At 44.7% G+C, this 13,595-nt stretch carries 16 protein-coding genes; all 16 read left to right on the forward strand.

The features are described 5' to 3' along the window. Positions 1–211: 211 nt before the first annotated feature. The 16 genes from G4D54_09685 to dprA all read left to right on the forward strand — a co-directional run bounded on the left by G4D54_09685 (position 212) and on the right by dprA (position 13,545). Positions 212–1,081 (forward strand): GNAT family N-acetyltransferase, encoded by an 870-nt coding sequence (locus G4D54_09685; protein ID QJA02683.1) that lies wholly within the window; start codon positions 212–214, stop codon positions 1,079–1,081. Positions 1,082–1,695: 614 nt separating this feature from the next. After that, the gene (locus G4D54_09690) at positions 1,696–4,374 is read left to right on the forward strand and encodes a hypothetical protein (protein QJA02684.1); all 2,679 of its coding nucleotides are present in this window, start codon (positions 1,696–1,698) and stop codon (positions 4,372–4,374) included. 332 nt (positions 4,375–4,706) lie between these two features. Next, the gene (gene rpsP / locus G4D54_09695) at positions 4,707–4,979 is read left to right on the forward strand and encodes a 30S ribosomal protein S16 (GenBank protein ID QJA02685.1); all 273 of its coding nucleotides are present in this window, start codon (positions 4,707–4,709) and stop codon (positions 4,977–4,979) included. A gap of 6 nt (positions 4,980–4,985) precedes the next feature. Beyond that, positions 4,986–5,234 carry a KH domain-containing protein gene (locus tag G4D54_09700; GenBank protein QJA02686.1) on the forward strand — a complete coding sequence of 83 codons (249 nt, stop codon included), beginning with the start codon at positions 4,986–4,988 and terminating at the stop codon, positions 5,232–5,234. Between the two features lie 36 nt (positions 5,235–5,270). Continuing rightward, positions 5,271–5,774, forward strand: coding sequence for a ribosome maturation factor RimM (rimM, locus tag G4D54_09705; protein ID QJA02687.1), 504 nt, complete (start codon positions 5,271–5,273; stop codon positions 5,772–5,774). Next, positions 5,771–6,508: a tRNA (guanosine(37)-N1)-methyltransferase TrmD gene (gene trmD / locus G4D54_09710; protein ID QJA02688.1), complete on the forward strand. Its 738-nt coding sequence runs from the start codon at positions 5,771–5,773 to the stop codon at positions 6,506–6,508. The genes rimM and trmD overlap by 4 nt, the downstream gene beginning before the upstream one ends. Before the next feature lie 356 nt (positions 6,509–6,864). Beyond that, positions 6,865–7,452: a hypothetical protein gene (locus G4D54_09715; protein ID QJA02689.1), complete on the forward strand. Its 588-nt coding sequence runs from the start codon at positions 6,865–6,867 to the stop codon at positions 7,450–7,452. Positions 7,453–7,720: 268 nt separating this feature from the next. Then, positions 7,721–8,068 (forward strand): 50S ribosomal protein L19, encoded by a 348-nt coding sequence (rplS, locus tag G4D54_09720; protein ID QJA02690.1) that lies wholly within the window; start codon positions 7,721–7,723, stop codon positions 8,066–8,068. Between the two features lie 55 nt (positions 8,069–8,123). Further along, positions 8,124–8,726: a signal peptidase I gene (gene lepB, locus G4D54_09725; GenBank protein QJA02691.1), complete on the forward strand. Its 603-nt coding sequence runs from the start codon at positions 8,124–8,126 to the stop codon at positions 8,724–8,726. Between the two features lie 3 nt (positions 8,727–8,729). After that, on the forward strand, positions 8,730–9,323 hold the full coding sequence (gene lepB, locus G4D54_09730) for a signal peptidase I (GenBank protein QJA02692.1): 594 nt from the start codon (positions 8,730–8,732) through the stop codon (positions 9,321–9,323). Next, entirely contained in the window at positions 9,313–10,179 is an 867-nt protein-coding gene (ylqF, locus tag G4D54_09735) for a ribosome biogenesis GTPase YlqF (GenBank protein ID QJA02693.1), read from the forward strand. The genes lepB (G4D54_09730) and ylqF overlap by 11 nt, the downstream gene beginning before the upstream one ends. Beyond that, on the forward strand, positions 10,163–10,786 hold the full coding sequence (locus tag G4D54_09740; protein QJA02694.1) for a ribonuclease HII: 624 nt from the start codon (positions 10,163–10,165) through the stop codon (positions 10,784–10,786). Before ylqF ends, G4D54_09740 begins: the two co-directional genes overlap by 17 nt. A gap of 129 nt (positions 10,787–10,915) precedes the next feature. Beyond that, a complete protein-coding gene (locus G4D54_09745) occupies positions 10,916–11,293 on the forward strand; it encodes a hypothetical protein (GenBank protein ID QJA02695.1) in 378 nt (125 codons plus the stop codon). Positions 11,294–11,300: 7 nt separating this feature from the next. Further along, positions 11,301–11,732, forward strand: coding sequence for an NfeD family protein (locus tag G4D54_09750; GenBank protein QJA02696.1), 432 nt, complete (start codon positions 11,301–11,303; stop codon positions 11,730–11,732). 22 nt (positions 11,733–11,754) lie between these two features. Continuing rightward, the gene (locus tag G4D54_09755) at positions 11,755–12,699 is read left to right on the forward strand and encodes an SPFH/Band 7/PHB domain protein (protein ID QJA02697.1); all 945 of its coding nucleotides are present in this window, start codon (positions 11,755–11,757) and stop codon (positions 12,697–12,699) included. 114 nt (positions 12,700–12,813) lie between these two features. Then, entirely contained in the window at positions 12,814–13,545 is a 732-nt protein-coding gene (dprA, locus tag G4D54_09760; GenBank protein ID QJA02698.1) for a DNA-protecting protein DprA, read from the forward strand. Positions 13,546–13,595: the final 50 nt, after the last annotated feature.

Raw genomic sequence — 13,595 nt, forward strand, 5'->3', positions numbered from 1 at the left:
AAAGTATAGGATAGTATGCTATAGTACTGTTATACCTTAAAGGTACCGTATATAATAAGAAAGGCAGGTGGTTTGTATGAATACATTCAAAACGTATAAACTGAGGAAAGATACAGACTGCCGTGTTGATAGCTAGCGCATGTTCTGGGCATCCCTTGGGATGCTTTTTTCTTTCCTATGCAGCACATTTATGAAAGGAAAGGACAAAAAAATGAAAACAGAAATTTGTAAAGAGCAGTACGCAGCATCTATGACAGCGATGCCGGCAAGCAGCAAGGAACAGAACCGTTCCCTGAAACGGGGGTTAAGCAGACAGGAGCTGTCTCTGCAGCAATGCTATGTGATGATTCGTAAGGAGCAGGTGGTTGCCAGAGCAGTTATTTATGATGAGCATTCCTACATTGGCAATCTGACACTGGAGGCGATCGAGCAGACGGAGGCTGATCAGTTTGTAAGGGATGTTATTGGCCATCTGGATCGAAGCAGAGAATGGCGCATCGACCTGTATTCGGACAAAATCAACTATACACTCGTATATCGGGTGCTGAAGCGCTGGTTTCCCATTGAAATTAAAAGGGAAAGCTACACAGTGATGACTGCTGAACGGGATTTGCATTCCTATGAGTTCGTATCGGCAAAGCAGATGACGAAGGAAAATCTGCTGGAGCTGATGGTGAGCGCAAGCAGAACTACACCGGATTTGCTTTTGCAAAGAGAACATACCAGTATGGGGCTGTATCCGGCAGTCCAAAAGCAGATGGAGGAGCTGCTGGATGATGAAGAAAGCGACATTTTATTTCAGATTCTGCTTGTTGAAGGGCAACCTGCAGGCTTTATCAGTGTAAATCGTCTGCTGGATGATGTTGGAGGAATCGGATATATTGGGGTACATGCCGATTATCAGGGAAAGCGGCTTGGCAGCGTGCTGCTGCAAAAGGCAATGGACATGGCCTGGCATCACGATATTCATAAGCTGATAGGGGATATTGATGTTCATAATATCGCTATTCGAAAAAATCTGATACAATGCGGCTTTATGCTCGATTGTAGGATGTGTATGTTTCTGTTGGAAAAGCAGTAGCTAAGTCAATGGAAATCTGAAAGGACAGGGAACAGGCAGTTCATCATTTTATACAGAAGGATTTAGAAGAGACGCCTACAGCGAGGGACTGGGATAACTGTTTGTAGGGTGATTCGTTAAGGAATGTCAGGGAGAAAATCTGATTTCTTGCGGACTGAAATGTTCATAAAAAAAGGGGAATCCAATCTTCTGTTAAGTGGATTCCTCTGTTTTCTTTATTATCAAGTAAAAATCACCTGTTGTTTTTTTCTCTTAGGTCTGAATAGAAAAGATTATGCTTTTTCTATCCTGTGTGGCACTTGCCAGAGCTGAAGCTTTTTACATCATACAGGAAAGAAACCGCGTATCTGGTACGGCGTTTCTTTGAGAACACCACGATAAAGACTAGCCGGACATAAGGTTTCAAACAGAAATTGATGTAAACGATTGCAAAATCGTTAAAAGCAGGGTAGTATATAAATGTAATATTTAATAATGTATACAATTGGAGACATCCATAAAACCTTAGAATAATAGCTGTAATTTGATGTCTGTACAGCTGTTTTATTAAAAAAAGCACAGATATTGGAATGTCTCATACAGTATACCTTGTGAAATAAAAGGGAGGTACTGTAATGAAAAGATGTGTTCATGCTGTAAAGCTGGCAATGACAGTAATGCTGTCAGCCTTTCTGTTTCTTTCGGTTCAGGATTTGGGATTTATTCATGCTGCTGATAAGAAAATCGTATTGTTAAAACAAGCTTCTAAAGAAAACTATGATACTATTCAAGCTGCGATAGATGCTGTTGCTGCCGGAGAAGACGCTATAATACAAATTCCTGCAGGGACTTATAGCGAGCCGCTGAAAATATCAAATACTTCTTCTCGGACGATTATACTGAAAGGGGCAAGTGCTGATGTCAGTGCCTATAGCAACGGTGGTGTCAGAAGCAGCGAGGAAACCATCCTGACCGGTGGTATAGAGGTAAACGGTCTTTTAGAGGATGACTCCTTGGAAATCAATGGATTGACACTGCATGGCAAGGGAATCAATATCGTTGGATGGGGTGCTCCAATCATATCGAGCGGGTCAATAAGAATTGTGAATAATGTGATAACAAATATCACAGATAAGAGCATTTCTGCGATACATATCAATTGTGGTTCTGATGAGTATCTCGATACTGTGAATTTAAAAAACAACTATATAGATAATATCGGGGAAGAAGGCTATGCGTCAAACGGTGTATATTCAACGCTTCCAGTTCGTGCGATGTATATATCCGGAAATTATATAGGAAATGTCAATCACACTGCAATTCAGCTGGGAAGCATGACAGTGAAAGAACTGCTTTCAATAACAGAAAATCATATTTTCAATTGGAATAAGGATGGAATCGCCGGGACAGGTGCACAGGGAAGCCAGGGAGATGGGATTTACCTTCCCAAGGGAAGTACCCCGGTGGCAGTACCGGTACAAGTGAATCAAAATTATATTGCAAGAGAAAAAGAATTGCCAGGCTCTGCAGGCTTTGCGACACGCTGTAATTTAAAAAAAGGCGCGATTGATCTTTCGGCGAATTACTGGAACGAGGTGTATCCATACAAGGTGATTTCTGGAGGTACGTATGCAAATGTCACTGTGAAATCTGTTTGTGATGAGCATATGAATGTAACACAGCAAAGCATTGGAGACTTTCGGTTTTCTATTTCCACGCTTTACAACAGCGGAACGGACAAAGAGAAAATGCTGAGCGCAACCATAGTGATGCTGGATCAGGATTTTGATAAGCCTGCCGTACAGTGGAGCAGCGCTGATGAACGTATTATTGCTGTCGAACAACGTCAGGATGCAGCTTATTATGTAGCGAAGAAGAGTGGGATGGCAAAGATTAGCGGAAAAATCACGGACCCCAAATCAGGTGTGATTTATACACAGGAAGCGGAGGGTAAGGTCATTGATATTGATATGGATAACGTTGTAATGGAGCCCGGCTCGCTGAAGCAGCTGCAAATCAGTGTGCTGCCGGAAGGGGAATCTATTTACTATAATAAGATTGAATGGACCTCCAGTGACGAGAGTATTGTAGAGGTTGACAGCAACGGCTGCTTGAGCAGTAAGGATAAAAAAGGAAATGCAGAGGTCACAGTGACCATGTATGGATTCGGTACGAAGCTGTATGCACAGAAAACCATAACAGTAACCGTTGAAAAGCCGAATCCGGTACAGAAAATCAATATGCAGAAAAACTTGCTGATGAAAAAGGGGGATACGCATACGCTGCAAGCGGAGATACTTCCTGCAGATGCGGATTCACAGAAAATCATATGGACATCCTCGAATGAAGATGTTGCTGTTGTGCATGCGGATGGCAGTATTTCAGCAGTTGCAAATGGAACCAGTACCATTACTGCCACCATCGATCATGTGACTGCGACCTGTGATGTGTCTGTCTATGAAGTCAAGGAAGCGAATATTGAGCCGCTAGATCCATCAAGGCCGTCCAGCACAAGTCAAGCAGGTATTATGGATGAAAAATCACAGGATATCATTGAAAGTACAGTTGATAATATCCTTTCTGATATAGCGGAAGGAAGAGAAATTGCTTCGGATGTCCTTGATGAAACAACTAGAACTGCCGTTTTACAGGCAATGAATGTAGGAAAAGCTATTAAGCTGACAGCAAATGCAGAGGTGCTTAAAGAAGAGGAAATTGATGCAGTGGATCTGCGTATAATACAGGAGTATCTTTCAAATATAACGGACGCTCAGCATTCCGCCCTGCAATATTTTGACTTCAGCTTCCACCTTGTGAGCGATGATGGAGCCTTATTGGGAGAAATTAAGCAGCTGAAACAGCCGATTTTCTATGCTGTTGTATTGCCTAAGGGAACAGTACAACAGGATACAAGCTATTATATGGTGCGGCTGCATAACGGTAACATCACCAAAATCCCATTGCATACCAATGCGGATGGAACTATGACCTTTTCCACCGATCAGTTTTCATTATATGCACTGGTTGCAGAAAAGAAGGTGGATGCGGGCAATGAACCAATAGAAAAGCCGAAGCAGCCACATGAGAAGCCCGAGGAACCCAAGCAGCCGAACACTCAACCAGAGCATCCGGTTACAGACGCGAAGCAACCAGCCTCTACACATGAAAAAACAGAGAAACCGGTAAAAAAGAAAGTTGCTGCTGTCAGCACCGCCGATATGCAAAATGAAGCCTTATGGCTGTCAGCGGCTGCGCTTACCGTACTTCTTATGGCAGTTGTCCTTCGAAAAAAACACAAAAAGGGTGCGGAGTAATAAATTGATGATTAGACAACTGATGCACATGCTGCTTGTTGTCTGTTTACAGGAGAAGTGATGCATCCTTAGTGTCTTTAAAGCTGCCACTGCATGGCAGCAGTGTCTGTATGCAGATGCCGTTCATTAAATATTCAGCAACCAGAAAAGGATCATCAGAGACTGCTACTAACTTCTACGCTTTTATCAATTATCTTGACAGAGAAAATTCAAAGAATATAACATAGTCACAAAAAAAACAAGGGTGTCAAGTAAAAAACCTTGACAGACGGATAATCTATGGTATACTTGTCAAGGTAATGCTAAGAAAATAACCAATAGGAGGAAATTATATGGCTGTAAAATTAAGATTAAAGAGAATGGGTTCCAAGAGAAAACCTTTCTACAGAATTGTCGCTGCGGATTCCCGCGCACCTAGAGATGGACGTTTTATCGAAATCATCGGTACTTATAATCCAACAACAAATCCTGCAAGCGTAGTGCTGAACGAAGAACTGGCTACAAAGTGGCTGAAAGAAGGAGCACAGCCTTCTGATACTGTTCGTAACATTCTTTCTAAAGAAGGAATTATGAAACGTCTGCACGAAGAAAAAAACGCTAAGTAAAAGAGTATGATCGATTACGAAAAAGTATTGTTGGATCTTGTAACACCGATGGTTGAGGATAAGACCAATGTATCTGTCAAAATGATGCCGACACTGGAGGATAATGAAATTCTGTTGTACGTATATGCCAACAGCGATGATGTTGCCCGCCTGATCGGACGTCGTGGCATGATGGCTTCTTCTATTCGTCAGATGATGTCTGTGGCATCAAGGAAAGAGGATAAAAGAGTCACCATCAAGTTTGAATCTTATTAGGATGCCTTTCGCATCCTTTTTTTGGAGGTAGGACATATGAAAGAAATCAATATCGGTATGCTTGTGAATACACATGGACTGCGTGGTGAAATGAAGGTCAAGGTGCTTACGGATTTTCCGCAGCTGCGATTTCAAAAGGGGGCAGTTGTGCATCTGCAGCTGGCACAGGGACAGTTGGACCTGAAGATACAGCATGTACGGGAAAGCAAGGGGCAGCTGCTAGTCAAATTTAAAGGCTATGATGATATAAATCAGGTGGAGTGCTGGAAGGGCAGTATGCTGACCATACGGGAAGAGGAGCTGCAGGAGCTGGATGAATACGAAGCTTATTTTTATGAACTGCAGGATGCCGTGGTCTATGATATGGACGGTGTACAGCTGGGGACGGTCAGTGAAATCATAGAAACCGGAGCCAATGCAATCCTGCGTGTCAAAACAAAGGATAAGGATATTCTGATTCCTTTTGTCAGAGCCTTTGTCAAGGAGTTTGATCGTAAAAGCAAGGTGATGAAGGTGGAGCTGATGGAGGGGCTTGTATGAAGATAACAGTACTGACACTGTTTCCTGAGTTTTTTGACAGCTTTCGTTCCACATCCATAATCAAGCGTGCACTGGAGCAGCAGCTTGTGGAATTTGAAACGGTGGATTTTCGGGCGTTTACGTTAGACCGCCACAATCATGTGGACGATACGCCGTGCGGCGGCGGACAGGGGATGGTGCTGTCCTGCCAGCCTATCGTTGACTGTCTGAAATCGGTACGCAGTGAGGATTCCTTTGTCATTATGATGACACCGCAGGGGAATCGCTTTGATCAAAAACTGGCTCACCGCTTTGCCTCCGAAATCAAGCATCTGATCATTCTTTGCGGACACTATGAGGGCTTTGACGAGCGCATTCGTTCCTTTGTGGATATGGAGGTATCTCTTGGGGATTTCGTATTGACCGGAGGAGAGGGTGCTGCGCTGGTGATTTCCGATGCTGTCATACGACTGCTGGATCACGTTATCAAAGAAGAAAGTCACAGTGATGATTCTTTTGAAAACGGTCTGCTGGAGTATCCGCAATATACCCGTCCCATCGAATATGAGGGAATGCGGGTACCGGATGTTTTACTGAGTGGTCATCATGCCAATATCCGCAAATGGCGGCTAAAGGAATCGTTGAAGAAAACGATGGAGAAACGTCCGGATTTATTAAAAAATCGTGAGTTTACAAAGGAAGAACGGAAGCTGCTGGATGAAATTAAAGCTGAGGAGGAACAAGGTGAAGGATAAAAAAATCCTTTGCCTTTTTACAATAATACTTGTTTCTATCTGCTGCAGTATAAGTACATGTAAAACGATTGGTATCACATAGGGCGTCTGTTTGAGTAAATACTGGTAGTTACTGAATACAGATTGATACGTGCTGTATTATCATACACTATATTGATAAGTAATTATCATGACAGCTTGTCTGGGATTTGTATCTCAATGGTATAATATAGTTGTCGGAGATATAAGTATAAGACTGGTTAGAATTACATGATGAAGCTCATCAGCCCTGTACGGTCTGTGTTAGCTTTTTTTGGAATATGACAATACGCTGTCGTTGAAGGTGTGCTATACTTGGGAAAAAGGAGAGATTTAAAATGAACATGAAGAGCTATCTGGAGCAGTATTCCCATACGGCGCTGGCTATGAATGACATAGAGATATCGCCTGAACACATACGTGTGGTAATGGTGAACGAATGTGCACCATTAAGGGATGAAGATGATTTTTATGGGAATACGGATGGTGAATATGCTGTATCATTGCGCTCGTTTTTTTCGGATTCAGAACCTGCTCATCTGCTTGCGCGGGGGATTTACGTAACCAATGCCTGCAAGCTGCCAAAACCAAGGGAAGGCTTTACCAAACAGCAGCTGCAGGAAAGCTCTGTCATTCTGGAGGAAGAGCTGAAGCTGTTTGAAAATCTGCGTGTGATTATGCTGATGGGGGATATTGCGATACGCATACATACCATGATTGCCAGGCGTAATCATACAGCGCGCATTCCTGCCGGTTCCACCTACAGGCTGCGCAACAGCATCTGGATGGATGGGGATATCCGTTTGTTTCCTTCCTATATTATGACCGGAAAAAATCTGCAGATTGAACGCAGTAAACGGACGATGATTGCGGAGGATATTTTGCAAATGCTCGCTTATTTGGAAACACTGGATAGTGCAGGCTGAAAAAGGAGGAGAGCTGTTCGGATTTTCTTTGTAAAATTCGGCATTCTCCTTTTTTTTAGTTGGTGAAAATGGTATGATAATAGCAGAAAGGACCCGACCTTTCTGAAAACGACTTCTTCTTTACCGCTGTAAAAAATGGATGAAAAAGTATTTACAAATATCCCAGTTCTGTGATATCATATATAAGCCTTTATGGCACGCGGTTCCGCTGAACAGTATGATTCAAGAGCCTCTACGTTATGATGAATAGAAAAGGAGCGCCATTATTATGAACATGCAGTTAGTAAATGAAGTAACAAAATCACAATTGAAGAAAGATGTCCCATTCTTTAAATCAGGTAGTACCGTTCGAGTACACGTTAAGATCAAAGAGGGTGACAAATCCCGTATTCAGGTATTTGAAGGATTGGTTATCGCAAAGCAGGGTGGAGGAATCAACGAAGTATTCACTGTTCGTAAAATCTCTAACCAGATCGGTGTAGAAAGAACATTCCCGATTCACTCTCCAATTGTTGAAAAAATCGAAGTTGTACGTAACGGTAAGGTTAGAAGAAACAAATTATTCTACTTACGCGGACGTTCTGGTAAGGCTTCTCGTATTAAAGAAGTTCGTTAAGCTGGAAAAAAGTCGGGTCTTGCTCGACTTTTTATTTTAGGCTGGAGGGTGTACGATGCAGAAGCAGGAGAAGGACAGACACAGACTGGAAGAACACGAATCACTGGCAGGCGTGATTTTTTCCAACCTGTTTTCATTGCTGAAAATATTCCTTGTCTGTTTTGTGCTGGTGTATCTGACAGCCAATTATCTTGTGCGGCCGCTGCGTGTACAGGGAGGCAGTATGTATCCGACGCTGAAAACGGGTGAATTCGGATTTGGCAATGCGTTTTCCGGTCATTTTCAGGAAATCAAGCGCGGCGATATCGTGATTGTCTATGACAAGAAGAAGACGCATACCTATTGGGTGAAGCGTGTCATCGGTCTGCCCGGTGAGCGGATCCGCGCCAGTGGGGATACGGTATACATCAATGATACAGCTATTCAGGAGCCTTATCTTGACAATGATTATGCGGATAGTATCCGGTTGACGGAAAATTATAAATTCACAGAGGATTTTGATGAGGTGCAGCTGGGAGAGGACGAATATTATCTGATGGGGGACAATCGCTATGCAAGCAAGGACTCCCGCGAAATGGGGGCCTTCAAGCGCGGGGATATCAAGGCAGTGGATTTTTTCATTGTGCTGCCGTTTAATAAAATGAGAGTGGCGGAATAAGATATGAACAAAAACAAAAGAACCAGAAGCAATCTGGACATTGTATATACTATCCTTGACTTTGCCCGACTGATTCTGATCACTGTAGTGGCGGCAATGGTCATTCTGGTCTTTGTGGCACGCAAGGAGGAAGTCAGAGGCACCTCCATGTATCCCACGCTGGTGGAAGGTGAGTCGGTAATCATCAATATGGCAGCAAACTATGTCGGTGAAATTAAGCGCTTTGATGTGGTTGTTGCCAGAGAATATCGAAGTGATGATTTGTGGGTCAAGCGTGTCATCGGGTTGCCTGGAGAAACGATCAGCTACCGTGAGGATGTGCTGTACGTGGATGGAAAGGCGATGGAGGAACCGTTTCTGGATAAGAAGTATGTGGAACAGGTGAAAAAAAGTGCGAATAAGCTTTATTTTACACAGGATTATACATCAAAAAAGCTGGGGAAGAATGAATATCTGCTGGTTGGTGATAACCGTAATGAATCTCTGGATTCAAGAAATGATGCTGTAGGGCCGTTTCAGCGAGAACAGATCATCGCCAGAGGGGTGTTTGTTTACCAGCCGTTTTCGAAAGCGAGGTATGTAGGCAATGGCGGATGATAAAATACGCATTCAATGGTTCCCTGGTCATATGACCAAGGCGAAGCGGGAAATGCAGGAAAAGCTGAACATGGTGGACATGGTGATCGAGCTGCGGGATGCCCGCATTCCAAGTGCCAGCAAGAATCCGATGATTGAGGAGCTGTGTCAGAACAAGCCGCGGCTGATCGTACTTTCCAAAAAGGATAAGGCGGATGCTGCGGCGACAAAGCTGTGGTGCAGTGCGTTGCAGAATGAAACCACACGCGTTGTGGCGCTGGATATTCTGAAGGAGAATATCACAGCGAGAATCGTGGAGGAAAGCCGTCTGCTCATGCAGGCGAAAATCGAACGCATGAAGCGAAGAGGCATCCGTCCCCGTGCCATTCGTGCAATGGTTGTCGGAGTGCCGAATGTCGGTAAATCCACTTTTATTAACCGGATATCCAAAAAAAAGGTGGCTGTCACCGGAGATCGTCCGGGTGTGACAAGGGCACTGCAGTGGTCGAAGGTGAATCAGAATCTGGAGCTGCTCGATACTCCGGGGGTGCTGTGGCCGAAATTTGAGGATGAAACCGTCGGTGTTCTGCTGGCTATCACGGGAGCGATACGTGATGAAATCCTCCCGCTGGAGGAGATTGCGGCCTGGGCGATGCGGTATCTGATTGCGAACCATAAAGAGGCGCTGCAGCAGCGCTATGATATTGCCGTGTGTGAGGATCCCTATATCATGCTGGAGCGAATTGCAGAAAAGCGCGGCTTTATGCGCAAGGGTGAAATGGATGAGAAGCGTACCATTGAAGCTTTCCTGCGGGAGCTGCGGGATGACAAGCTGGGAAGAATTACGTGGGAGATGCCGTATGCAGACAGCGAATGAGTATGAACAGGTATGGTGGCAGCAGGGAAAGCGCTGCATTGTAGGCATCGATGAAGCAGGCAGAGGTCCCATTGCCGGACCTCTTGTCGTTGCGGCCGTTGCCTTTCCACCAGGGTATTCCCATCCGGAAATTTACGACTCCAAGAAGCTGAGCGATAAGAAGCGAAGAGCCCTTTTCCATGAGGTGGTTGCGCAGGCGCTGGAATATCATATACGTATCATCGAGCCGAAGATTATCGATGAATTGAATATTTATCGTGCGACCCAGAGGGCGATGCAGGATATAAGCGATATGTTTGCACATGCGGACGGTATTTTAACGGATGCCATGCCGCTTCCTCATAATGAGCGGGATGTGATTTCCCTTGTTAAGGGAGATCAGAAAAGCGTCAGTATTGCAGCCGCAAGCATTTTGGCCAAGGTTACACGGGATTGTATGATGGAAGCGTATGACCGGCAGTATCCGCAATATGGCTTTGCGCGTCACAAGGGCTATCCGACAAAGGCTCATATAGAGGCACTGCATACCTATGGTGTGATTACAGGGCTGTATCGGGAAAGCTATGGTCCGGTAGCTGCCATGCGGCAGCTGGTGCTGGATATTTAAGCAGTGAAGGCTGCTTTTTTTAATTTTTGTAAAAAATAATAAGAAAAATAAGAAGTGTATAAAAATGTATTGCAAAATAAGAGAAACCGTACTATACTATGGATAAGGAACAGGAAAGGCGGTGGCAGGATGTTTACATGGGTAAAAGGCAATGTATATACGCTTGTATTGACACTGTATCCGAATAACATTACCTTGAACAGCAGCGCTGCCTCTTATTTTGAGGATGTGCGCTGGGCCATGATCGGACTGGATAAGGATAGCCTGAAATTAGGAATACGTCCCGTTACAAAACGGGAAATCGATCTGCATCTGGTATCTATGGATCAGCTGCATAAGGTGTCTGTTGGAAAAGGATATGCAAGAATCAGCAACAAAATGATCATTGAGGAGATTTCCGGTATGATCAATCAGCCGATCAACGGACTGAAAATCAACGCGGCCTATGATGAAACGGAGAATATGCTGATTGCAGATCTCCATGAGCTGGCTGCAGATAAGGGGTGAATGGATTATGGTACTGATCTGGATTGCCATTAGCGTAGGCGCGGTTCTGGTTGAACTGGCGACACCTACTGCATTGATTTCCATATGGTTTGCCGTGGGAGGTGTAATCGGAGCGCTGACGGCTTTGATCAATCTTCCGCTGTGGGTGCAGATTGTATGCTTTGTTGTTGTTTCACTTGCCAGTATGCTGATTGTGCGTCCGATAGCCTCACGTTATCTGCGTGGGAATACGGTGCCTACCAATGCCGATCGCTTTATCGGTGAGATTGCGCAGGTAACCAGTCTTGTGACAAAGGATGAATGGGGTGAGGTCAAGGTGAACGGGACAATGTGGCATGCGGTTCCTGTGGATGATGATTCCATCGAGGAAGGTGCAAAGGTCAAGGTTGTCGCTATTGAAGGTGCTAAGTTACTTGTAAAAAGAGTAAGCGAAAGATAGAAAAAGAAAGAAGGTAATGATGATGAGTGTATTTCAGATTATACTGCTTGTTGTAGTTGCGCTGATTCTGGTTGGGCTGTTTGCCTACCTCATCCGTATCGTGCCGCAGGCAAAGGCATATGTCGTTGAACGACTGGGTGCCTATCATACAACTTGGAACACAGGAATTCATATTCTGGTTCCTTTTGTGGATCGTGTTTCGAATAAGGTGACATTGAAGGAGGTTGTGAAGGATTTTGCTCCGCAGCCGGTTATCACCAAGGATAATGTAACCATGCAGATTGACACGGTTGTATATTTTCAGATTACCGATCCAAAGCTGTATACGTATGGTGTTGTAGGACCGATCACCGCGATTGAAAATTTAACAGCGACCACACTGCGTAATATCATCGGTGATCTGGAGCTGGATGAAACGCTGACCTCCCGTGATATTATCAATACGAAGATGCGTGCGATTCTGGATGAAGCAACAGATCCATGGGGCATTAAGGTGAACCGTGTAGAGGTTAAAAACATCATCCCGCCGCGCGATATTCAGGAAGCGATGGAAAAGCAGATGCGTGCAGAGCGTGAACGACGTGAATCCATCCTTCGTGCAGAGGGTGAAAAACGAAGCAATATCCTGACTGCCGAGGGTGAAAAGGAAGCGATGGTGCTGCGTGCTAATGCAAAGAAGGAAGCAATGATTGCGGAAGCGGAAGGACAGGCACGTGCAATGGAGCGTATTTATGAAGCACAGGCCCGTGGTATTGAGATGATTAAGAATGCCAACCCGACGAAGGAATATCTGAGTCTGAAGAGTCTGGAAACCTATGAGAAAATGGCGGATGGCAAAGCGACCAAGATTGTTGTGCCAAGCGAAATGCAGAATATGGCTTCCTTCCTGACAAGTGCCAGAGAAATTCTGGTAGATGATGCAGCGAAGGATGCGCTGGAAGAAGTCATTAAGCCGAAAAAGGGCTGAGTGAGACACGCGGAGTACCTTAGCACAGATGTTTTTCATGAAAAGCAGGAAAAAATTCCTGTTTTTTTTAGGAGTTTTTGATGTTCATTTCGTATATACATATGAGGTGATATTATGAGAGAACAACTATTGTGCTATGCACTGCGCTATGAAGGCGACTGGAAAAAGATGAAGCTTGCGCTGGACAGGCAGGAGCCCTGGACACGGATGGCGTATGAGGGAAGCTATGTGACGATTGCTGATCAGGCCTATCCCGACAAGCTGCGAAGGCTTGCCTGTCCGCCGTGGATATTGTTTTATGAGGGTGACATGACACTGCTTCAGAAACCGGGCTGCGGTATTGTCGGCAGTCGGCAGGCGAGTGCTGCGGGGCTAAGAAACTGTGCGCGTATTACCGATTGTATGAAAGAGCGCTTCGTCATCGTGTCCGGTCTTGCCAGGGGAATTGATGGACAGGCGCATCGCAGTGCACTGGATCAGCATACGATTGCAGTAATTGGCTGTGGTCTGGATGTCGTATATCCAAAGGAGCATGCGTCCCTGTATGCTGTTATGATAAAAAAGCAGCTGATTATCAGTGAGTATCCAAACGGAACAAAGCCCTATGCGTACCACTTTCCATGGCGAAATCGGATTATCGCCGCATTGAGTGAGGCCGTTATCGTTGTGGAGGCTCGTCGAAGAAGTGGTTCGCTGCTGACGGTAAATGAGGCGCTGGAGCTGGATATTCCTGTTTACTGTGTGCCTCATGCTTATCTGGATGAGGCCGGAACCGGCTGCAATCTATTGATCTCACAGGGGGCAAATATCCTTGTGGATGAGGACGATCTGCGCCTTATTTTTTAAAAAATGTTTGACAAAACAGGAATTTGTGCGAATAATAGGAGACGTATATT

This window comes from [Clostridium] innocuum (assembly GCA_012317185.1).
GTDB classification, from domain to species: Bacteria; Bacillota_I; Bacilli_A; order Erysipelotrichales; family Erysipelotrichaceae; genus Clostridium_AQ; species Clostridium_AQ innocuum.